Genomic DNA, 21,747 nt, shown 5'->3' on the forward strand with positions numbered 1-21,747 from the left:
AAGTAACCAAAAAACGCTGGCTCCTATCATCCGGCCCCTGCGCTACGCTCCGGGGTTCCCTCGCTACGGTCTTGCTCCCGGGAGTACGCGCTGCAGGCCCCATCCATGGGGCCTCAGCGCTTGACGGGCATCCATGCCCGTCACCTCCCTTCGCAAGCCCTGCGCTCGGCCTCCTGAAGTCGCAATCTGCGTCGCCTGATCTATCGCGCGCTTACAAGCAAAATCAAAATCAAGAGCAGAAACAGAAACAGAAACAGAAGCGAATACAGAAATAGCGTTACTGTGCGAACGCCCGCCCTAACCCACCTGGTACACCACTGCTGTCAGTTTCCTGCCAAGGCCCATTCGGGCTCAACGACCAGCTCCAGCCGTTATCAAACCGATAGTAGGTACGCTGCCGGTAGAAGGTATTGGGCTGCTTCTCCAACACATATACACCCAGCTTGGGATCCCAGTGGCTTGCCCCGCCAGGCGGTGGCGCAAAGCTGGCCGAGGTGCGCGGCATGGGCTTGGGTATCGCCGCCGGCTTGCTCGGCTGAGTGGAAGGCTGCCTGCCCGGCAAGGGCTTGACCACCGGCCCCGACGGCGGCACACGCTCGATCGGAGGCGCGGGCTGCTCGTACGGCTCATGCACCGTACACGCAGACAAACCCAGGGCCAGGGTAATCAGGGTCAGGCGGACGGTGCTGTGCATGGCATTGCTCTCTTACTGGTCTGGAGTGTCGATGGTCAGGCGCTGGGTAGCCTGGGTGGCGCTAGACAACGGCGCACCCCGGCCAATCCACTCACCCTGGGTAGGCTGACCCGCGCGTGATACACGTGCAACCAGTTGGACTTCGGCATACTGCGACAGTTTCATCTGCGGCATCATCGCATCAGCATCAGACAACTCCACCTCGATCGGCAACTGCGCCACGGTCACCCGCTTGGCCGCCAGCGGCATCGGCGGGCCATTGCTGGCGCGAGCGAAGATAAACACCGTGTCGTCCGGCTGAACCTTGTCCTTCAAGGCAGCCGCCAGTTCCACCCGCACTTTCAGGCGAGCCGCCACAGGTGCAGGCTCGGTCGCCTCTGCTGGCGCGCCACCCAGGCGCTCGGCGGCGCGGTCGATACCACCCTGCAGGGCCGCTCGCGATGCATCACCTTCTGGCAACTGCGCCAGCAAGCGCTTCCAGTAGTCGATGGCTTCCTGATAACGCTCGCCTTCAAACGCAGCAATACCGCGCAGGCCCAGGCTGGTCACTTCGTTGGGGTCCGCCTTCAGCGCTTCGTCAGTCAGCGCCTGCAATTGCGGGCTCCACTGCTTGTTGGCGGCAAAGTAGAGCGCCTGCGCCCACTGCCCCAGCAGCTCGGGCTGGCGGCCAGCCAAGGCCACGGCCCGTTCGAACGTACGCGCGGCATCCGCCGGGCGCTGCTCGGCCATGTAGGCCCGGCCAAGGAAATACATGGCCTCGGCCGAATCCGGCTGGGCCTGCACCACGCGCTCAAGGCGCGTGGTCATTTCTTCCATCGACTTGGGTGCCTCGGCAAACTCCTGGGTCAGCGCCACCTTGTCGGCCGCCCCAAAATGCAGGTACAGCCCCAGCGCCATCAGCGGTACCAGTACCGCAGCCAGCAGCGGCAGGAGCTTGCCCAAATGCCCCTGGCGCGGGGCCTCGGCGCCTTCGGTATCGGCCAGCAGCTCGCGGGCAGCCTCGTCCCGGCCCTTGGCCATCTGCGCCTCATCGAGCACACCGGCGGCTTGCTGGGCCGCCAGTTCGGCGACACGTTCCTGATAAAGGGCCACGTTCAAGGCCGTGCGGTCTTCTTCCTCTTGGCGACGGCGGCCACGCAGGATCGGGAGCAGCAAAAAGCTGAGGGCAGCGAGCAGCAGAAGGCCCGCGCTAAGCCAGAATTCAATCATGGGTCTGTTCTTTTTCCAGCAGTTTGGCGAGACGCTCGCGTTCTTCGGCAGACAACTCATCGGCGCCCTGCACGGCCGTAGCACGGCGCCGGCGTACGATCACCGCCAGCACCACGAAGCCACCGGCCAGCAAGATCCCCGGGCCAAACCACAGCAGCCAGGTACGCCCGCTGAGCGCCGGCTTGTAGCGCACGAAGTCGCCATAGCGGTCGACCATGAAGTCGATGATCTGCTGGTTGCTCTGGCCTTCGCCAAGCATGCGGAAGATTTCTCGGCGCAGGTCGGCAGCAATCGGCGCGTTGGAGTCGGCAATATCCTGGTTCTGGCACTTGGGGCAGCGCAGTTCCTTGGTCAACTCTTGGTAACGCTCGCGCTCTGCCTCGTCGCGAAACTGGTAGGTGTCGATAGCCGCCTTGGCCACACCGGCCAGGCTCATGCCCAGCACCGCAGCTGCCAGCCAACGCCTCATGGCTTGGCCTCATCAATCAGGCCCTGGTACAACGGCGCCAGCTGTTCACGCCAGACCGTGGCATCGACGATGCCGACGTGCTTGTAGCGGATGATGCCCTTGGCATCGATCAGGAAGGTTTCGGGCGCCCCATACACCCCAAGGTCCAGACCCAGGCTGCCCTGTTCGTCACGAATATCCAGCTGATAGGGATTGTGGAACTCGGCCAACCACTTCTGCGCGGCGGCGTTGTCATCCTTGTAGTTGACCCCATGGATCACCACCCCCTGCTGTGCCAGCTGGTTCAGGTACGGGTGCTCGACCTTGCACGACGGGCACCAGGTGGCCCACACGTTGACCAGTGCCGGGCGCCCCTGCAAGTCGGCCTGAGTCAGGGTGCGGTCCCCCTGTGTCGACGCCAGGGAAAACGCCGGGAACGGTTTGCCGATCATTGCCGAAGGCAGCTCGTCGGGCTTGAGGAAAAGCCCCTTGTAGAGGAACACCGCCACCAGCAGGAACACTGCAAGGGGCACTACCATGATCCAACGCTTCATGCAGCTGCTCCAGACACGCCCAGGACATCACGCACCCGGGTCTTGACCTTGACGCGGTAGCGCCGGTCGAGGGCCGCCAGCAACCCGCCCAGGCCGGTCAGCAGACCGCCCAGCCAGATCCAGCGGACGTAAGGCTTGATATGTACGCGCACAGCCCAGGCGCCATTCGCCAGTGGCTCGCCAAGCGCGACGTACAGGTCGCGGGTAAAGCCGGCGTCGATACCTGCTTCGGTCATCATCGACTGCTGCACGGTGTACAGGCGCTTCTCCGGGTACAGTGTGGTCACTTCACGGCCCTCGCGGCTGACCACGATGGTGCCCTTGTCAGAGATGAAGTTCGGCCCCTCGAAGTGCTTGGCGCCCTGGAACAGGAAGTGGTAGCCACCCAGCTCCACGCTTTCGCCCGGCGCCATGCGCAGGTCGCGCTCGGCGCTGTTGTTGCTGGACAACACCACGCCCAGCGCACACACCGCCAGGCCCAGGTGCGCCAGTTGCATGCCCCAGTAGCTGCGGCCCAGGCCCGGCAGGCCTTTGACCAAGCCCTTGTGGCGGGTCTTGTCGAAAATGTCACGCAGCCCGCCAAGCACTACCCAGGCGGCCAGGGCGAAGGCCGTCAGCGTCGGCCAGTCGAAGTCGTCGACGATAAAGCCGGCAACCGGGGCAAGGATGGCACTGCCGATCAATACCGGGGTCATCATGCCTACCAACCATTTGCCCGGGGTGTCCTTCCAGCGCACCACCACGCCCACGCTCAGCACCACCATCAGCAGCGCCATCAGCGGCAGGAACAAGGCGTCGAAATAGGGCGGGCCGACCGACAGCTTGGCCCCGGTCAGGGCATCGAGCACCAATGGGTACAGGGTACCGAGCAGAATCATCGAAGCTGCGACCACCAGCACCAGGTTGTTGGCCAGCAGCAGCGTTTCACGCGACCACAGGGCGAAACCGACCTGGCTCTTGACCACCGGTGCGCGCAGGGCGAACAGGGTGAGCGACCCGCCGACCACGAACAGCAGGAAAAACAGGATGAAAATACCCCGCGACGGGTCGGCGGCAAACGCGTGCACCGAGGTCAGCACCCCGGAACGCACCAGGAAGGTACCCAGCAGGCTCAGCGAAAATGCGGCAATTGCCAGCAGCACCGTCCAGCTCTTGAATACCCCGCGTTTCTCGGTCACCGCCAGCGAGTGGATCAGTGCGGTGCCCACCAGCCAAGGCATGAACGAGGCGTTTTCCACCGGGTCCCAGAACCACCAGCCACCCCAGCCCAGTTCGTAGTAGGCCCACCACGACCCCAAGGTGATGCCAACACCCAGGAACGCCCAGGCGACGATGGTCCACGGCCGCGACCAGCGCGCCCAGGCAGCGTCCAGCCGGCCGCCGAGCAAGGCGGCAATGGCGAACGCGAAGGCCACCGAGAAGCCCACATAGCCCATGTAGAGCATGGGTGGGTGAACGATCAGGCCAAAGTCCTGCAGCAGCGGGTTGAGGTCACGGCCATCGGTCGGCACCTGCGGCAGCAGGCGCTGGAACGGGTTGGAAGTAATGATCAGGAAACTCAGGAAGCCCACGCTGATCATGCCCATTACCGCCAGCACGCGGGCCAGCATTACCTGCGGCAACTGCCGGGAGAACACCGACACGGCAAAGGTCCAGCCACCGAGGATCAGCGCCCAAAGCAGCAACGAACCCTCATGGGCGCCCCACACCGCACTGAACTTGTAGTACCAGGGCAAGGCGCTGTTGGAGTTGCTGGCCACATAGGCGACCGAGAAATTGTCTGTCATGAAGGCATGGGTCAGGCAGGCAAAGGCAAACGCCAGGAAGGCGAACTGCCCCCACGCTGCCGGCCGCGCCAGGCTCATCCACAGGCTGTCGCCACGCCACGCGCCAAGCAACGGCACACTGGCCTGCACGACGGCAAAGCAGATGGCCAGAATCATCGCCAACTGGCCCAGTTCGGGGACTACCAGTGCTGCGTTCATGGCTTCGTCTCCCCGCCGGCAGCGGCCTGGCCACTTTCCTTCAGGGCCTTGGTGACTTCGGGCGGCATGTATTTCTCGTCGTGCTTGGCCAGCACTTCATCGGCTACCACCACACCGTCGGCATTGAGCTTGCCAAGGGCGACGATGCCCTGCCCTTCGCGGAACAGGTCGGGGAGGATGCCGCGGTAGGTGATGGGTACCGACTTGTTGAAGTCGGTTACCACGAAACGCACGTCCAGCGAGTCGGCCGAACGCTGCACCGAGCCTTTCTCCACCATGCCGCCGGCGCGGATGCGCGTGTCCAGCGGGGCTTCGCCATTGGCGATCTGGGTCGGTGTATAGAACAGGTTGATGTTCTGCTGCAATGCGCTCAAGGCAAAGCCGACGGCAACCCCGACGCCGACCAGCAGGCCGACGATGAGCAACAGGCGTTTCTTGCGCTGCGGATTCACTGGTTGTTCTCCCGGCGCAAACGGCGCGCCTCTTCTTGCAAATAGCGACGACGAGCCAGCAGTGGCGCACCGACATTCAGCGCCAGCACCGCCAGGCAGATGCCATAGGCCGACCACACGTACAGGCCATGGTGGCCCATGGCGAGAAAGTCACCGAAGGTGGCAAAGCTCATTGTGTGGCCCTCCGCCCCAGGCTGTTCAATACTTCGTCCCTGACCCAACTGGCGCGTGCTTCGCGCTTGAGCACTTCAAGGCGCATGCGCAGCAGCAGGACGGCGCCGAAGAAACAGTAGAAACCCAGCGCCGTGCACAACAGCGGCAGCCACATTTCGGCCGGCATCGCCGGCTTTTCGGTAAGGGTGAAGGTGGCGCCCTGGTGCAGGGTGTTCCACCACTCCACTGAATACTTGATGATCGGGATATTCACCACACCGACAATCGCAAGCACCGCACAGGCCTTGGCTGCACTGTCACGATTACTGATCGCCTGGCCCAGCGCAATAATGCCGAAGTACAGGAACAGCAGGATGAGCATGGACGTAAGGCGGGCATCCCACACCCACCAGCTGCCCCAGGTCGGCTTGCCCCAGATGGCGCCGGTAACCAGCGCCACGGCGGTCATCCAGGCGCCAATGGGCGCGGCACATTGCAGGGCGACGTCGGCCAGTTTCATCTTCCACACCAGCCCCACCACCCCGGCCACCGCCAGTAGCACATAGCAGGACTGCGCCAGCATCGCCGCCGGCACGTGGATATAGATGATGCGGAAGCTGTTGCCTTGCTGGTAGTCCTGGGGGGCGAAGGCCAGGCCCCAGGTGATACCGACCAGCAGCAGGAGCACGGCAGCACCGGCCAGCCACGGCAGCATGCGGCCGCTGATGGCATAGAACCATTTCGGGGAGCCCAGCTTGTGGAACCACGTCCAGCTTATTTTCATCAGGGTACATCCAGGGTATTTGCCGGGCTTGAGAGCCCGGGACTCGTTATTCGCCGACGCTGATCTTCAGGCCGGCCGCTATCGCAAAGGGTGCCAGGGTAACGGCCAGGGCCGTCAGGCTGGCGAGCCAGAGCAGATGGCCGGTTGCCGGCATATTTTGCAACGCCGCTTGCAACGCACCACTGCCCAGGATCAATACAGGGATATACAACGGCAGAATCAGCAACGCCAGTAACAAACCTCCGCGTTTAAGGCCGACTGTCAGTGCCGCACCTACCGCGCCCAGCAAGCTCAATACCGGCGTCCCCAGCAGCAGCGAACCGAGTAGCACCGGCAGGCAATGGCTTGGCAGCCCCAGCATCAGTGCCAGCAGTGGCGCCAACAATACCAGCGCCAGCCCGGAAAAGATCCAGTGCGCCAGCACCTTGGCCAGCACCAGCAACGCCAGTGGGTGCGGCGACAGCACCCATTGCTCCAGCGAGCCGTCTTCAAAATCGCTGCGGAACAGGCCGTCCAGCGACAACAACACGGCCAGCAACGCCGCCACCCAGACCAGGCCCGGCGACAAGGTTTGCAACAATTGGCTCTCTGGGCCCACCGCCAGCGGGAACATGGCCACGACAATGGCGAAGAACACCAACGGGTTGGCCAGTTCGGCCGGGCGACGGAACAGCAGGCGCGCTTCGCGGCGCAACAACAAAATGAATACGCTCATGCAGCCCATTGCCCCAGGTTCAGTTCTCGGTAACCGGAGGGCTTGCGTTCCAGTGTGTGGTGAGTCGTCAGCACCACCGTGCCGCCCTGCTCGCAGTGGGCTGCCAGGTGCGCTTCAAGCTGCGCCACGCCTTGCTTGTCGAGCGCGGTGAACGGCTCGTCAAGAATCCATAGCGGCGGGCAAGCCAGGTGCAGCCGGGCCAGCGCCACGCGGCGCTGCTGGCCGGCCGACAGGGTATGGCAGGGGACGTCTTCGAAACCGCGCAGGCCGACAGCCTCCAGCGCCGCCCAGATCGCCTCGCGGCTGGCCGGCTGGTGCAAGGCGCACAGCCAGGTGAGATTCTCCTCGGCGGTGAGCAAGTCCTTGATGCCGGCGGCGTGGCCAATCCACAGCAGGGCGCTGGCCAGGGCATGACGCTGTTCTGCCAGTGGCTTGCCACCCAGCAGAATCTGCCCGGCCGTCGGCTGCATCAGCCCGGCCAGCAGGCGCAACAGGCTGGTCTTGCCACTGCCGTTGGGGCCACTGATCTGCAGCATGTCACCGGCGCCCAGCTCGAAATCGAGCTGTTCGAACAGCAGGCGCCAGTCGCGCTCGCAGGCCAGGCCTGCGGCTTGGAGGTGAAGGGTCACGGTTTCGCCTTATCTTCAGTAGGGCTTTGGAGCGGCGTCGCCTGTTTCGCGGGTGAACCCGCTCCCACAGAACCCTGTAGGAGCGGGTTCACCCGCGAAGCAGCCAACACCGCTCCAGAACCCTTGTGTCTCAAGTCGCCCCGCGCGCTGCCGTTATACTGGCAACCACGGGCGCTCGGCATTATTACACGCGCCGCCGCGCTGCCAAGAGGCCGGGCTCGACAGGTTGTATACAATCATGACTGAAATCAATAGTCTCGGCGCACAAACCGCGATCAACAGCCAAGCCATGAAGGCGGGCACGACCGGCGAACTGCTGCGCCTTATCCAGGCGCAGCCTGGGTTGCTGGCTCCGGGCGAAACCGCGCAAGCCGAGGTTTTATCGTTGCGCCAGACGGGCCAGGACTTTCAGCTGGTGCTAAGGCTGATGCAGGCCAACGGCGTGCAGACCCAACTGCAGGCCAACGCCAGCCAGCCGCTGCCCCAAGGCAGCCAGATCACCGTCAGCCAGACCGAAAGCAATCGCCTGGCGATCATGTTGCAACAGGCCAGCGCCAGCCAGGTCGCCACCCTCACCCAGCTGGACACCAGCAAGGTGCCGGTCGGCACCTTGCTGCAAGGCAAGGTCCTGACCAACCAGCCGCTGGCCCAGGCTCCCGGCCAACCGGCCGTGTACCGGGCGCTGGTCAGCTTGCTCAACAGCACCCAGGCCGGTGCCACGCTGAGCATCGACAGCCCGCGCCCGCTGGCCATTGGCAGCCTGCTCAGCGCCCTGGTGCAGGGTGATCAGTCATTGCGCTTCGTGCCGCTCAGCGGCAGGCAGGACCAACTCAGCATTGCCCAACAGCTGCTGACACAGCAAAACCGTCAAGCCTCGCTGCCCGGCCTGCTCAACGCCCTGCAACAGCTCACCCGCGACCCAGGCGTCGATGGCGAGCTGCGCGCCAGCGCCGAACGCCTGCTGGCCGGCCTGCCGGACGCCCGACAACTGGGCGACGCCAAGGCAGTGGCCCAGGCCTTGAACAACAGCGGCAGCTTTCTCGAAGCGAAGCTGCTGAGTGGGTCCACCGCCAGCGTCGACACCGACCTCAAAGCGCATTTACTGCGGCTGATGGCCCAGGCCCCTGCCCTCCCGGCAGGGGCCACCACTCTCAGCACCGCCAGCCTGGCCATGACCATGCCGATACTGGCGCGCAGCGCGCTGGGCATGCTCGAGCGGGTCAGCCCCAAGCCGCAGCCGGGCGCGTTCCCATTACCGTCGCGCCTGCTCAAGGCCCTGGAAGAGGAAGGCGACCTGCAACAGCTGCTGCGCCTGGCTGCCGCTGCCATTTCACGTTTGCAGAGCCACGCCATGAGCAGCCTGCAACAAACCGGCACGCTGGAAAACGGCAACCTGCAGACCACCTGGCAAACCGAAGTGCCCATCCGTCACGGCCAGGACTTCATTCCGCTGCAAGTCAAACTGCAGCGCGAAGAAACCCCACAACAACAGGCCGACCGCCAACATGAAGCCCAAAACCCTCGGCAAGCCCTGTGGCGCATCGAGCTGGCCTTCGACTTGTCCCCGCTCGGCCCCCTGCAAGTGCAGGCACAACTGAGCGAGGGCCGCCTGAGCGGGCAGCTATGGGCAGAGCGCGAGCAGACCGCGCGGTTGATCGACGCCCAGCTTGGCGCGCTGCGCGCGCGCCTGGTGGCCCAGGGCCTGGAAGTCGGCGACCTGGAGTGCCACCCGGGCATCCCGCCGCAGGGGCCACGCACACGGATGGAACAACGCTGGGTGGACGAAACCGCATGAACGATACGACACCACGCCAAGCCATAGCGCTGAACTACGACGGCCATCAGGCACCGACCCTCACCGCCAAGGGCGACGAGGACCTGGCCGAGGCCATCCTTGCGCTCGCCCGCGAACACGAAGTGCCGATTTACGAAAACGCCGAGCTGGTGCGCCTGCTGGCGCGGCTGGAGCTGGGCGATCAAATACCCGAAGCGCTGTACCTGACCATTGCCGAAATCATCGCCTTCGCCTGGCAACTGCGCGGCAAGGTACCCGCCGGCTTCGATGATCCGCGCCCGACAGAACGCGATATCACCCCACCATTGCCCCCGCTGCCCGGCACTGGCCAGTAACTATCTACCACCCCCTCCCCCACCATGCGCCCAACCTTGTCGGCCTCCCACGTACAAGGTGACCGTCATGATCGACAGCAGAATCAACGCCAAGGGCGTGCAGTTCGTAGTAGACCATCTGGCCAACATCCCACGCCCGGACCGCGAAGCCAATCGCTTGATCCGGCAGTGGCTTGCCGGGCAAGGTGTGCATATCGACCCCGATCGCGTCGATGTGGTCACCCTGCACTACCGGCCGGATGACCAAGGGTATGTGGCAGCGATCCAGCAGACCCAGAGCATGACCCAGGCGCTGCTGGGCAACTGGCAAGGGGAGTCCGATAACAACCTCATCGGCGCGCTGTTCGCCAACCCGTGGGCAGGCACCTTCCCCCAAGGGCCATTGAGGCTGGTCGATCGCCTGCCAGCGCTGGGCTTTGGCCATCAGGGAGCAGCCTTCGAGGTGTATAACGGCCTGTTCCAGCGATCGTCCCCTGCCCGTTACGATGCTTCGACCCACATTCAAGTTCCGGCTGAAGCCTTCCAGCGGTTCATAGAAGCGCTGGACTTTCACCAGCCATTCAAAGCCATGCTCGACGCTTACTGGCAGGAGCATCAGGACAGTCACCGCCTGGCCAGCAAGCTCAATTTCATCGCCGCCTGCAACGCCCAGGTCAGCCAGGGGCGCCTGAGTGATGCCGCCAGGGAGCTGGCATGGCAAGCCGCCGGCATGATGCCGCAGCGCTTCAAGATACGGGTGAGCACGCTGAGCATCTATGGCTATGCGGCCACCGACCTGCTGTACATCAATGCCCCCCACAGCGATCTGACCCTGCTGTACATGCCAGGTAACAGCTCGCCCTTGCTCGAATTCGCCAGCGAGAACCTGCTCAAGGACTGGGTAGGCGATCAGTGCAAGGACCCTGCCCGACGCGAGGCACTCAAACAACACTTCAGGCTCGCCGACCGCCCTCAGGGCCTTGATTTCAGCGGCCTGGACACCGCGCTCGAGGGTCTTGGCGACTATCCGGACCGGCACCGGCTGCCGCCTGAACATGGTTATTTCAACGATGATGGTGTCTGGCCCCCCAGAACCTACGTGAACTACAAACCTGGCAAGTACAACCCCAAACTGACCGGGGATATGTTCGCAGCCCTGACCGAGCGCCAGCGCCAGCGCAGCTACGACGATGCCGATTTTGTCATCACCACCGATAGCCAGGTTACCAAAGCCAAATGGCGTGGCTACCTCACCAACACGCTCAACCTGCTAGCGCCACTGTGCCTGGTGGTGCCGGGGCTGGCGCCACTGCTGGCGCTCGGTGGCATTGCCCAGTTGGGCCTGGGCCTGGATCAGGTGATCAACGGCCACAGCCTGAAAGCCAAACAGGACGGAGTGGGCGACATCGCCTGGGGGCTGTTCAACGCCGTACCGCTGGCAACGGAGGGCACAGCAGGCATCAAGGCCTTGTTCGAGTTCAAAAGTGATGGTTTTGTCATGCCGCGTGAGGTCAACGAGCAGCTCGGCTATCCGCTAAGCCCGACCAGTCCACCACGGCTTCCTGAGCCAGAAGGCGCGGAGTACTTCCACCACCACGAGCCGATTACACCGCTTGACGAAGGCGACCCGGCTGTTGCCGGCGCGGTGATACGCTTGCCACACTACGATGGCGAACTGGACGACCTGGAATGCAGCATCGAAACCTACAATGCACGCGTGGTCTATGACCTGGAGCACGACGCATTCATCATCAAGGAAACCGTCAACGAGGTCGAGCCGCAAGCCTACATCGCAGTGCCTGGCAGCCGTGACCTTGTGGCGCTCGACAGGCAGCGCCCAGTCACCGACGCCATGCGCACCCGCACCTTGCGCGCGCTGGGTGTCGACCTGCCACTGCCCGTCACCATTCCGACACCGGCCCCGGACAGCACCCCCATCCCCAAACTTATCTCCAGCCTCTGGGTCGGCGACAAAGTCATAAGCGAGCCATTGCTGGCCAACCTTGCCGCCAACGCCGCGCGCCTGAGCGACAGTGAATACAGCATGCGCCTGTTTCTGTCGAAGGCTTCGCCTACCGCCTACGAACAGAACGCAAGGCTATTGGCAGCCCGGGCGCCAGGGCTGCAGGTATTGCCGCTTGAAGAGCAAGGCTTCTTCCGGGCCTTCCGCCAGAGCCGCTATTACGCGCAGTACGAGGCAGCGCTGGATGGCAACGGTGGCATCGCCACCAATTACGCGTCTGCGACCGATGTGCTGCGCTACCGGATGCTGCACCATGAGGGTGGGCTGTACATGGACGTGGACGACTTCCTGCTGCCGGACGGCAAGGGCGAAACGATCGATCAGGTCGAGCTGCGCACCCCACCCGATGGGCTGCTGCTGCCACCGCCGATGTCCAACGAGAAGATGAGTATGAATTGCCTGTACAACACCAGCCTCATTGGTAGCCACCCAGGCAACCCACTGCTGAATGCGATCTCCGATGAAATGCTCGCACGTTTTCAGACCCATGCAGACTTCTACGAAAGCCGACCGAGCCTGGAACAGGACCCGAGCGGTTTCTATCGCTATGCCAACACGCTCAGCTATCTCACCGGGCCGGCGCTGCTCACTGAAGTGGTCGATCGCCATCTACCCGGGTTGCGGACCCTGCGCCAGATCATCAACCTGCACACCATGCCACGTGTCAACACCTATCCATTCATCAACCCTTCGCAAGCCAATACAGCCCTGAAGCAACTGCTGCCCCTGAACCGGTTCGCCGGCGTGGGCGGCAATCACTCCTGGGTTCGCAACTGAAATGAACAGCGGTTACTGAACGGGCCTGGCGACACCTTTCAAATCGAGCGACGCATGGGCGCCGCTCGATTTCCCAGGCGACGTACCTGCTGCCGAGGGTACCCCCGTCAAGGAGCCCGATACACCTTGCTCATCAACTCCGCCTCGGCCTGGGTCAGGCCGCAGCTCTGGGTCAACTCATCGATACTCGCCCCCATCCCCACCAGCTTGGCCGCCTGGCTAAAGGTAACGTTGCTGGGGTCGCGCTGCTCCAGGCGCTCCAGCCGGTCTGGCAGGGTAGCCACCGTCGCACGCAGCTCATGGATGGCCTCACCCATGCGCACCGTGCCGTTCTGGTAGTCATCCAGACGCTTGGCCAAGTCCTTGATGCGCTGGTCACGCAGCGCATCGCCCTCGGCCTGCTGCGCAGCCAGCTCGCGCTGGCGCTTGCTGTAGTTGAGGAAAAACCACAGGCTCAGCGCCCAGGCCAGCGCCAGGAAGATGACAGCAACCTCTAGGATCAACTCAGATGTTCTCCAGCTCGGACCACTCTTCCTCGGTCATCATCTTGTCCAGTTCGACCAGGATCAGCAGTTCGCCATTCTTGTTGCACACGCCCTGAATGAACTTGGCCGACTCTTCGTTACCCACGTTCGGCGCGGTCTCGATTTCGGACTGGCGCAGGTAAACCACTTCGGCCACGCTGTCGACCAGAATGCCGACCACTTGCTTGTCGGCTTCGATGATGACGATACGGGTGTTGTCGGTCACTTCGGTCGGCATCAGGCCAAAACGCTGACGCGTGTCGATCACCGTCACCACGTTACCGCGCAAGTTGATGATGCCCAGCACGTAGCTCGGCGCACCCGGCACCGGGGCAATCTCGGTGTAGCGCAGTACTTCCTGCACCTGCATCACATTGATGCCGTAGGACTCGTTGTCCAGACGGAAGGTAACCCACTGCAGGATCGGATCTTCGGAACCTTGTGCAGACGACTTTTTCATTCCCCTACCCTCAAAATCCGCCGTTGGCGGTATGTTCTGTGTCATTTCTGTTTGGCGTGCATCTGCTTGACCGCACCGCTGGCGATCAGCTCGGCCAGTGCGGCGACGTCGAGCAGTGCGCACATGTGTTCGATTACGGTGCCGGCCAGCCACGGGCGCTGGCCACGCTGGCTGCGCCACTTGATCTCCGACGGGTCCAGGCGCAGCGAGCGGCTGACCTGATGCACCGCCAGCCCCCATTCGTAGCCCTGTACCGAAATCACGTATTGCAGGCCCTGGCGAAAATCATCGCGGTAGCGGTCGGGCATTACCCAACGCGCAGTGTCCAGCACCTTCAGGTTGCCGGCCTGGCAGGTCAGGATGCCGAGGAACCAGTCGGGCTGGCCGAACAGTGGCGTCAGCTCCTGGCCAGCCAGGGTGTAGATCGAGCCCAGGCACACCAACGGCACCGCCAGGGTCAGGCCGGCAACGTCGAACAGCAGGCATTCGAACGGCTCGGCCGCCCACACCGGACGACCGTCGACAGTGGCCGGGGGTACGGGCAGGTTGGGTGCCGGCAGATGCACATCGACCAGCGGCACAGCCGGTTCCACGGTTTGTTCTTCGACCAGTACCGGGATGCTGGCTTCGGCCACGACCTCCTGCTCGACCACCGTCACCACCGGGGCTTCCACCGGCATCACGCTGGGCAGTACCGCCAGACGGGGTTCGGCGAACGGCCGCGGGGCAAAGCTGGCGGCGGCGGCTTCGGCGGGCTCAGGCCGGGCTGGCTGACGGGCATCGCGTGCCTGCTCCTCGCGCACCGCCTCGGCGAACTCATCCGCCACTGCCGGCTGCTCGCTCAGGTCTTCGGCCTCGGTGGCCTCCTGCAGCAGGCCGTCCAGGTACGATTGCAGGGCCATCTGGGGCCGGGTGCTGGTTTGCCGGGTTTGAGTCATCAGGCCACCTGCACTGCGTTCTTGTAGGTGAGCAGGTGCTTGAGCAGCGCCCTGTAGGCGATCAACCCACGGCTCTTGCTGTCGAACTGCGAAGGCGTAACGCCCTTGCGACTGGCATCGCGCAGGCGCGTATCCACCGGAATGTAGCCCTGCCACACATGCTGCCCGTAGGTGTCACGCAGCAGCTTGAGGGTGCCCAGCGACGCCTGGGTACGACGGTCGAACAGGGTCGGCACGATCTGGTACGGCAGCGCCTGCTTGCGCGAACGGTTGACCATGGCCAGGGTGCCGACCATGCGCTCCAGGCCCTTCACCGCTAGGAATTCGGTTTGCACCGGGATCACCAGCTGCTGGCTGGCGGCCAGGGCATTGACCATCAGCACACCCAGCAAGGGTGGGCTGTCGATCAGGGCATAGTCGAAATCCTGCCACAGCTGCGCCAGACTCTTGGCGATTACCAGGCCCAGGCCATTCTGCCCTGGCGACTGGCGCTCCAGCACCGCCAGGGCGGTACTCGACGGCAGCAGCGAAATGCGCTCATCGCTGGTGGGCAGCAGCAGTTGCCCGGGCAAGCCTTCGGGCACCGTGCCCTTGTGCAGGAACAGGTCGTAGCAGCTGTGTTCCAGGGCATCCGGGTTGTGCCCGAAGTAGCTGGTCATCGAGCCGTGCGGGTCGAGATCGACGACGACCACGCGCTTGCCGGCCTCGGCCAGCAGGCCGGCCAGGGCAATGGTAGTGGTGGTCTTGCCGACGCCACCTTTTTGATTGGCTACTGCCCAGACTCTCATCAAGCAAACTCTATCTATTGATTTGGCAGGGACACTGTAGAAACAACCGTCATGCGCAAAACTTCAAAGCTCGCACGCCCCTCTGTGGGCGCGGGCAAGCCCGCGGACACCGGCGTAGCCGGTGCCATTCACCGAGTCGCTGGCTTCGCGGGCATGCCCGCTCCCACAGGGGGCGGCGGCACATTCAAAATCGTGTTCGTATCAGCGACGGGGAATTGACGTATCACGGCCTCGCTACCGTTGCTTGTATTGCCGGTGCACTTTGTGTGCCAGCCCGGCGCAATGCGGCATCCGGTGTGGCATTGGCGCTGCCCGAGCCTGTCAGGCTGCGGCGCACTTCCAGATTACGGGAAATCACCAGCACCACCCGGCGGTTGCGTGCGCGCCCTTCGGCGGTATCGTTGCTGGCCACCGGCTGGTACTCGCCATAGCCCACCGAAGCCATGCGTGCCGGGTTGACGCCTTCCATGGCCAGCAGCCGCACGATGCTGGCCGCGCGCGCCGAGGACAACTCCCAGTTGGTGGGGTACTGAGCGGTGCGGATCGGCAGGTTGTCGGTGAAGCCTTCGACGTGCACCGGGTTGGCGAACGGTTTGAGGATGTTGGCCACCTTCTCGATGATCGCAAACGCCTTGTCACTGGGCATCGCGTCACCACTGCCAAACAGCAGCGACGAGTTGAGCTCGATCTCGATCCACAGCTCGTTGCCGCGCACAGTCATCTGGTCGCTGTTGATCAGGTCGCCGAAGGCATCGCGCACGTCATCGCTGATGGTTTTCAACGGGTCGACATTGGTCGCCGCCAGGCCCGCTTCGGTCTGCTCGCTGTCTTTGACCAGCGGTTCGGCCGGGCGCACGCTCAGCGGCTGCTCATCGCCAATCGGGATCGGCTTCATGCTGCGCTCGGGGTCGTTGAATACCCCTAGCAAGGCCTGGGAAATAACCTTGTACTTGCCCTCGTTGATCGAGGAAATGGAATACATCACCACGAAGAAGGCGAACAGCAACGTGATGAAGTCGGCGTACGACACCAGCCAGCGCTCGTGGTTTTCGTGTTCCTCGGTATGACGACGGCGACGCATGGGTTACTCCATGAAGCCTTGCAGCTTCAGCTCGATCGAGCGCGGGTTTTCACCTTCGGCAATCGACAGCAGGCCTTCGAGCAGCATTTCACGGTAGCGCGACTGGCGCATGACGATGGCCTTGAGCTTGCTGGCGACCGGCAATAGCACAAGGTTGGCACTGGCCACACCGTAAATGGTGGCGACAAAGGCCACGGCAATGCCATTGCCCAGTTGCGACGGGTCGGCCAGATTGCCCATCACATGGATAAGGCCCATGACCGCCCCGATGATGCCGATGGTCGGCGCATAGCCGCCCATGCTTTCGAATACCTTGGCTGCCTGGATGTCACGGCCTTCCTGGGTAAGGAAGTCGACCTCAAGGATGCTGCGGATCGCTTCCGGCTCGGCACCGTCCACCAGCAGTTGCAGGCCCTTGCGCGCATAGGGGTCGGGCTCGCTGTCCGCTACCCCTTCCAGGCCCAGCAGGCCTTCTTTGCGAGCGGTCAGGCTCCAGTTCACCACGCGGTCGATGCCGCCCGCCAGGTCAACCCGCGGAGGAAACAGGATCCAACGCAAAATCTGCAAGGCGCGCTTGAACGACGACAGCGGCGACTGCAACAACGCCGCCGCCAGGGTGCCTCCCAGCACGATCAGAGCCGCCGGGCCATTGACCAGAGCACCGACATGACCGCCTTCAAGGAAGTTGCCACCGACGATGGCAACGAAAGCCAGAATCAGACCGATCAGGCTAAGGACGTCCATCAGACGCACGCCTCCACCAGGTGCTTGCCGATTTCGTCAAGGCTGTACACGGCATCCGCCAGGTTGGCCTTGACGATGGCCATGGGCATGCCATAAATCACGCAGCTGGCTTCATCCTGAGCCCACACCGTGCTGCCCCCCTGCTTGAGCAGGCGCGCGCCCTCGCGGCCATCGGCGCCCATGCCGGTGAGCACCACCGACAACACCTTGTCGCCGTACGACTTGGCCGCCGACCCAAAGGTGATGTCCACGCACGGCTTGTAGTTCAGGCGCTCGTCGCCGGGCAGGATCTTCACTGTGCCACGGCCATCGATCATCATCTGCTTGCCACCGGGGGCCAGCAGGGCCAGGCCCGGGCGCAGCATGTCGCCGTCTTCGGCTTCCTTGACGCTGATGCGGCACAGCTTGTCCAGGCGTTCGGCAAACGCTTTGGTGAACGCCGCCGGCATGTGCTGGATCAACACGATCGGCGCCGGGAAATTGGCCGGCAGCTGGGTCAGTACCCGCTGCAGCGCCACCGGCCCCCCCGTGGAGGTACCGATGGCCACCAGTTTGTAGGGTTTGCGCTTGGGTGCCGGCGACTGCGAGGCCGCCGGTGTCGGGGCCGCTGCACGGGCAGGCGCTGCCGGGCGCGTCTGCGCCTGGCTGGCGAAGGTGCTGGCCGGCGCTGGCGCGGCGACCGGCGCCGTTCTGGCATAGCTGCCAATCCTGCGGTTGCTGCGCGAAATGGTGTGCACCTTCTCGCACAGCAACTGCTTGACCTTGTCAGGGTTGCGCGAGATGTCCTCAAAGTTTTTCGGCAGGTAGTCCACTGCGCCGGCATCCAGCGCGTCGAGGGTGACGCGGGCGCCTTCATGGGTCAGCGACGAGAACATCAATACGGGCGTCGGGCAGCGCTGCATGATGTGCCGCACGGCGGTAATGCCATCCATCATGGGCATTTCGTAGTCCATGGTGATCACATCGGGCTTGAGCGCCAGCGCCTGGTCGATTGCTTCCTTGCCGTTGGTCGCGGTACCCACTACCTGGATCGTTGGATCCGCCGAGAGGATTTCCGAGACACGGCGGCGGAAGAAACCAGAATCATCCACCACCAGGACCTTGACTGCCATAAACACTCCATTAGGCGGCGCAACCCGCCAGGGCGCGCCACCGAAATCAAATACGCCGCGCGGCGTAACGCTTGAGCATGCTCGGGACGTCGAGAATCAACGCGATGCGACCGTCGCCGGTAATGGTGGCCCCGGACATGCCCGGGGTGCCTTGCAGCATCTTGCCCAGCGGCTTGATGACCACTTCTTCCTGGCCCACCAGTTGGTCAACGACAAAACCGATGCGCTGGGTGCCGACCGACAGAATGACCACGTGGCCCTCGTGCTGCTCTTCGTGCACCTGGCCCTGGACCAGCCAGCGCTTGAGGTAGAACAGCGGCAGCGCCTTGTCGCGCACGATCACCACTTCCTGGCCGTCCACCACGTTGGTGCGCGACAGGTCAAGGTGGAAGATCTCGTTGACGTTGACCAGCGGGAAGGCGAACGCCTGGTTGCCCAACATCACCATCAGGGTGGGCATGATCGCCAGGGTCAGCGGCACCTTGATGACGATCTTGGAGCCTTGGCCCTTGGCCGAGAAAATGTTGATCGAGCCGTTGAGCTGGGAGATCTTGGTTTTCACCACGTCCATGCCCACGCCACGCCCGGACACATCGGAAATCTCGGTCTTGGTCGAGAAGCCAGGGGCGAAGATCAGGTTGTAGCAGTCCGACTCGCTCAGGCGCTCGGCGGCGTCCTTGTCCATCAGGCCCTTTTCCACGGCCTTGGCGCGCAGGATGTTCGGGTCCATGCCCTTGCCGTCGTCCGAGATCGACAGCAGGATGTGGTCGCCTTCCTGTTCGGCCGACAGCACTACGCGGCCGGTACGTGCCTTGCCAGACGTTTCACGCTCCTCGGGCATCTCGATACCGTGGTCGACCGCATTGCGCACCAAGTGCACCAGCGGGTCGGCCAAGGCTTCTACGAGGTTCTTGTCAAGGTCGGTCTCTTCGCCGACCAGCTCCAGATTGATCTCTTTCTTCAACTGGCGCGCCAGGTCGCGGACCAGGCGCGGGAAGCGGCCGAAGACTTTCTTGATCGGCTGCATACGGGTTTTCATCACCGCGGTCTGCAGGTCGGCGGTGACCACGTCAAGGTTGGACACGGCCTTGGACATGGCCTCGTCGCCGCTGTTCAGGCCCAGGCGCACCAGGCGGTTACGCACCAGCACCAGTTCGCCGACCATGTTCATGATCTCGTCCAGGCGCGCGGTATCGACGCGTACCGTGGTTTCCGCTTCGCTGGCGGCATGCTTTTCGGCGGCCGGGGCCGGCGCGCGAGGCGCCGCGGCAGGTTTGCTGGCCGGCGAAGGCGCTGGCGCGGCAGCGGGCTTGGCCACCGGCGGGCTTTCGGCCTTGGCGGCAGCCGGCGCTTGCGCCTGGACAGCAGCCGGGGCCTCTACAGCGGCAACATCGCCACCGAACTTGCCCTTGCCGTGCAACTGGTCCAGCAGGGCTTCGAACTCGTGCTCGCTGATTTCATCGCTGGCGGCACTGTTGTCGGGTGCGGCAGGCGCTGGTGCCTGGGCGGCTGGCAAGGCGCCAGCCTGGAAGGTGCCCTTGCCATGCAGCTGGTCGAGCAGCGATTCGAATTCGGCGTCGGTGATCTCATCACTGACCGCTTCGCTGCTGACGGCCACCGGCGGCGCGGCAACCTCGGCATTGAACTGGCCCTTGCCGTGCAACTGGTCGAGCAGTGATTCGAACTCGGCGTCGGTGATTTCATCACCCGCACCGCTGACAGTCTCGCCCTGCATCTGCTCGTCGGCCGCCGCTTGCGCCTTGACCGCATCGAGCGAATCGAGCAACTGCTCGAATTCGCTGTCAGTGATGTCCTGGTGTTGCTCCTCGGCCTCGGCCGGCGCGGCAACCGACACGTCGGCAACCGGTGCCGGTGCAGGCGCTGCAACAGTTTCGGCTGCGCCAGGTTCGGCCAGGCGCGACAACGCTGCCAGCAGTGCGGGGGTGGCCGGTGTCACTTCGGCACGCTCGCGCACCTGGCCAAACATGCTGTTGACCGTATCCAGTGCCTCGAGCACCACATCCATCAGTTCCGCATCGACCCGGCGCTCACCTTTGCGCAGGACGTCGAACACGTTCTCGGCGATATGGCAGCACTCCACCAGCTCGTTCAGCTGGAGGAAGCCGGCGCCCCCTTTTACGGTGTGGAAACCGCGAAAGATCGCATTGAGCAGGTCGGCATCGTCAGGTCGGCTTTCCAGCTCGACCAGTTGCTCGGACAATTGCTCAAGAATTTCGCCGGCTTCTACCAGGAAATCCTGGAGGATTTCTTCATCGGCGCCGAAGCTCATCAAACGTGCTCCTTAAAAACCAAGGCTGGACAGCAGATCATCGACATCGTCCTGACCGGACACGACGTCTTCACGCTTATCGGCATGAATCTGCGGACCTTCACCCCGAGTCGGATGTTTTTCTCGATCTTTTTCTGCACGCAATTGATCGTGGTCATGTTTTATACCGGCAAAGCGGTCGACCTGGCTGGCCATCAGCACCAGCTTGAGCAGGTTGCTTTCCACCTCGGTCACCAGTGTGGTGACGCGCTTGATCACCTGGCCGGTCAGGTCCTGATAGTCCTGGGCCAGCAAAATGTCATTGAGGTGCCCGGAAACCTTGCGATTACCCTCGGCGCTGTGCGTCAGGAAACTGTCGACGCGCTTGACCAGATCACGAAATTCCGGCGCAGCCACTTCGCGGCGCATGAAGCGTTGCCAGTCGGTGCTCAAGGCCTTGGCCTCGCTGGCCAGCTCATTGAGCACCGGCGTGCTTTCCTCGACCAGGTCCATGGTGCGGTTGGCCGCGCCCTCGGTCAGCTTGACCACATAGGACAGGCGCTCGGTGGCGTCGGTAATCTGCGACACCTCTTCTGCCTGTGGCATGGTGGGGTCGATCTGGAAACTGACGATGGCACTGTGCAGCTCGCGAGTCAGCTTGCCGACTTCCTGGTACAGGCCGCGGTCGCGGGTCTGGTTCAGTTCGTGAATCAACTGCACCGCCTCGCCGAAACGGCCCCGCTCCAGGCTTTCGACCAACTCCTGGGCATGCTTCTTCAGGGTCGACTCGAACTCGCCCAAAGACGTTTGTGATGAATCCATGACGCGCCCCCCTGACGTGACTCAGCCGTTGACGCGTTCGAAGATCTTCTCGATCTTCTCTTTGAGCACCTGAGCGGTGAACGGCTTGACCACGTACCCATTGACCCCGGCCTGTGCCGCTTCAATGATCTGGTCGCGCTTGGCTTCAGCGGTCACCATCAGGACCGGCATGCTTTTCAGCTTGTCGCTGGCACGCACTTTACGCAGCAGGTCGATGCCGGACATGCCCGGCATGTTCCAGTCTGTCACCAGGAAGTCGTAGTGGCCGTTTTCCAGCATCGGCAACGCCGTGGTGCCGTCATCGGCTTCGTCGGTGTTGGTGAAACCCAGGTCACGCAACAGGTTCTTGATGATCCGCCGCATCGTCGAAAAGTCATCAACGATGAGGATTTTCATGTTCTTGTCCAATTAGACCTCCAAGCAGTCTCAAACGCGCTCGGCCTACCGAGCACGCACTCATTCAATTCGGTACAACGT

23 protein-coding genes are annotated in these 21,747 nt (G+C 63.3%); 3 read left to right on the forward strand and 20 right to left on the reverse strand.

Features of this window, described 5'->3' with window-relative positions; translation table 11 throughout:
• Positions 1–277: 277 nt before the first annotated feature.
• Genes ACF8Q6_RS01465 through ccmA form a run of 10 tightly spaced genes read right to left on the reverse strand, consistent with a single transcriptional unit; the run spans position 278 to position 7,623 of the window.
• Positions 278–694 (reverse strand): hypothetical protein, encoded by a 417-nt coding sequence (locus ACF8Q6_RS01465; RefSeq protein WP_004577461.1) that lies wholly within the window; start codon positions 692–694, stop codon positions 278–280.
• 12 nt (positions 695–706) lie between these two features.
• Positions 707–1,903: a c-type cytochrome biogenesis protein CcmI gene (ccmI, locus tag ACF8Q6_RS01470; RefSeq protein WP_392491245.1), complete on the reverse strand. Its 1,197-nt coding sequence runs from the start codon at positions 1,901–1,903 to the stop codon at positions 707–709.
• Complete coding sequence (locus ACF8Q6_RS01475) at positions 1,896–2,372, reverse strand: cytochrome c-type biogenesis protein (RefSeq protein ID WP_014860172.1); 477 nt, start codon at positions 2,370–2,372, stop codon at positions 1,896–1,898. Before ACF8Q6_RS01475 ends, ccmI begins: the two co-directional genes overlap by 8 nt.
• Positions 2,369–2,905 carry a DsbE family thiol:disulfide interchange protein gene (locus tag ACF8Q6_RS01480; protein ID WP_014590171.1) on the reverse strand — a complete coding sequence of 179 codons (537 nt, stop codon included), beginning with the start codon at positions 2,903–2,905 and terminating at the stop codon, positions 2,369–2,371. Before ACF8Q6_RS01480 ends, ACF8Q6_RS01475 begins: the two co-directional genes overlap by 4 nt.
• Positions 2,902–4,890: a heme lyase CcmF/NrfE family subunit gene (locus tag ACF8Q6_RS01485; RefSeq protein WP_392491246.1), complete on the reverse strand. Its 1,989-nt coding sequence runs from the start codon at positions 4,888–4,890 to the stop codon at positions 2,902–2,904. Before ACF8Q6_RS01485 ends, ACF8Q6_RS01480 begins: the two co-directional genes overlap by 4 nt.
• Positions 4,887–5,342, reverse strand: coding sequence for a cytochrome c maturation protein CcmE (gene ccmE / locus ACF8Q6_RS01490; protein ID WP_003254379.1), 456 nt, complete (start codon positions 5,340–5,342; stop codon positions 4,887–4,889). Before ccmE ends, ACF8Q6_RS01485 begins: the two co-directional genes overlap by 4 nt.
• Positions 5,339–5,515, reverse strand: coding sequence for a heme exporter protein CcmD (gene ccmD / locus ACF8Q6_RS01495; RefSeq protein ID WP_003254380.1), 177 nt, complete (start codon positions 5,513–5,515; stop codon positions 5,339–5,341). The genes ccmE and ccmD overlap by 4 nt, the downstream gene beginning before the upstream one ends.
• The gene (locus ACF8Q6_RS01500; RefSeq protein WP_012051654.1) at positions 5,512–6,279 is read right to left on the reverse strand and encodes a heme ABC transporter permease; all 768 of its coding nucleotides are present in this window, start codon (positions 6,277–6,279) and stop codon (positions 5,512–5,514) included. Before ACF8Q6_RS01500 ends, ccmD begins: the two co-directional genes overlap by 4 nt.
• A 46-nt stretch (positions 6,280–6,325) precedes the next feature.
• Positions 6,326–6,994 carry a heme exporter protein CcmB gene (ccmB, locus tag ACF8Q6_RS01505; RefSeq protein WP_012051653.1) on the reverse strand — a complete coding sequence of 223 codons (669 nt, stop codon included), beginning with the start codon at positions 6,992–6,994 and terminating at the stop codon, positions 6,326–6,328.
• Entirely contained in the window at positions 6,991–7,623 is a 633-nt protein-coding gene (ccmA, locus tag ACF8Q6_RS01510; protein ID WP_003254385.1) for a cytochrome c biogenesis heme-transporting ATPase CcmA, read from the reverse strand. Before ccmA ends, ccmB begins: the two co-directional genes overlap by 4 nt.
• 238 nt (positions 7,624–7,861) lie before the next feature.
• On the opposite strand from ccmA, the gene ACF8Q6_RS01515 reads away from it, so the two are divergent.
• From ACF8Q6_RS01515 to ACF8Q6_RS01525, 3 genes are all read left to right on the forward strand, one after another.
• Positions 7,862–9,418, forward strand: coding sequence for a flagellar hook-length control protein FliK (locus ACF8Q6_RS01515; protein ID WP_392492364.1), 1,557 nt, complete (start codon positions 7,862–7,864; stop codon positions 9,416–9,418).
• Positions 9,415–9,753, forward strand: a complete 339-nt coding sequence (locus ACF8Q6_RS01520; RefSeq protein WP_004577455.1) for an EscU/YscU/HrcU family type III secretion system export apparatus switch protein — start codon at positions 9,415–9,417, stop codon at positions 9,751–9,753. The genes ACF8Q6_RS01515 and ACF8Q6_RS01520 overlap by 4 nt, the downstream gene beginning before the upstream one ends.
• 67 nt (positions 9,754–9,820) lie before the next feature.
• Positions 9,821–12,532, forward strand: a complete 2,712-nt coding sequence (locus tag ACF8Q6_RS01525) for a dermonecrotic toxin domain-containing protein (protein ID WP_392492362.1) — start codon at positions 9,821–9,823, stop codon at positions 12,530–12,532.
• 107 nt (positions 12,533–12,639) lie between these two features.
• Here the strand turns inward: ACF8Q6_RS01525 and ACF8Q6_RS01530 are convergent, their stop codons facing one another.
• The 10 genes from ACF8Q6_RS01530 to ACF8Q6_RS01575 form a co-directional block, all read right to left on the reverse strand.
• Complete coding sequence (locus ACF8Q6_RS01530; RefSeq protein ID WP_012051649.1) at positions 12,640–13,035, reverse strand: DUF2802 domain-containing protein; 396 nt, start codon at positions 13,033–13,035, stop codon at positions 12,640–12,642.
• Between the two features lies 1 nt (position 13,036).
• Positions 13,037–13,516: a chemotaxis protein CheW gene (locus ACF8Q6_RS01535; protein ID WP_003254393.1), complete on the reverse strand. Its 480-nt coding sequence runs from the start codon at positions 13,514–13,516 to the stop codon at positions 13,037–13,039.
• Positions 13,517–13,557: 41 nt separating this feature from the next.
• The gene (locus tag ACF8Q6_RS01540; protein ID WP_012051648.1) at positions 13,558–14,454 is read right to left on the reverse strand and encodes a CheW domain-containing protein; all 897 of its coding nucleotides are present in this window, start codon (positions 14,452–14,454) and stop codon (positions 13,558–13,560) included.
• Positions 14,454–15,242 carry a ParA family protein gene (locus ACF8Q6_RS01545; RefSeq protein WP_010955064.1) on the reverse strand — a complete coding sequence of 263 codons (789 nt, stop codon included), beginning with the start codon at positions 15,240–15,242 and terminating at the stop codon, positions 14,454–14,456. The genes ACF8Q6_RS01540 and ACF8Q6_RS01545 overlap by 1 nt, the downstream gene beginning before the upstream one ends.
• Before the next feature lie 223 nt (positions 15,243–15,465).
• On the reverse strand, positions 15,466–16,323 hold the full coding sequence (gene motD / locus ACF8Q6_RS01550; RefSeq protein WP_014755793.1) for a flagellar motor protein MotD: 858 nt from the start codon (positions 16,321–16,323) through the stop codon (positions 15,466–15,468).
• Positions 16,324–16,326: 3 nt separating this feature from the next.
• Positions 16,327–17,067 (reverse strand): flagellar motor protein, encoded by a 741-nt coding sequence (locus tag ACF8Q6_RS01555; RefSeq protein WP_003254399.1) that lies wholly within the window; start codon positions 17,065–17,067, stop codon positions 16,327–16,329.
• The gene (locus tag ACF8Q6_RS01560) at positions 17,067–18,179 is read right to left on the reverse strand and encodes a chemotaxis response regulator protein-glutamate methylesterase (protein WP_003254400.1); all 1,113 of its coding nucleotides are present in this window, start codon (positions 18,177–18,179) and stop codon (positions 17,067–17,069) included. Before ACF8Q6_RS01560 ends, ACF8Q6_RS01555 begins: the two co-directional genes overlap by 1 nt.
• Before the next feature lie 46 nt (positions 18,180–18,225).
• Positions 18,226–20,469 (reverse strand): chemotaxis protein CheA, encoded by a 2,244-nt coding sequence (locus ACF8Q6_RS01565; protein WP_012051646.1) that lies wholly within the window; start codon positions 20,467–20,469, stop codon positions 18,226–18,228.
• Between the two features lie 12 nt (positions 20,470–20,481).
• A complete protein-coding gene (locus ACF8Q6_RS01570; protein ID WP_014590161.1) occupies positions 20,482–21,270 on the reverse strand; it encodes a protein phosphatase CheZ in 789 nt (262 codons plus the stop codon).
• Positions 21,271–21,291: 21 nt separating this feature from the next.
• A complete protein-coding gene (locus tag ACF8Q6_RS01575) occupies positions 21,292–21,666 on the reverse strand; it encodes a chemotaxis response regulator CheY (RefSeq protein ID WP_010955070.1) in 375 nt (124 codons plus the stop codon).
• Positions 21,667–21,747: the final 81 nt, after the last annotated feature.

Origin of the sequence: Pseudomonas sp. GLN_2 (assembly GCF_043106005.1) — a bacterium.
Lineage (GTDB): Bacteria > Pseudomonadota > Gammaproteobacteria > Pseudomonadales > Pseudomonadaceae > Aquipseudomonas > Aquipseudomonas alloputida.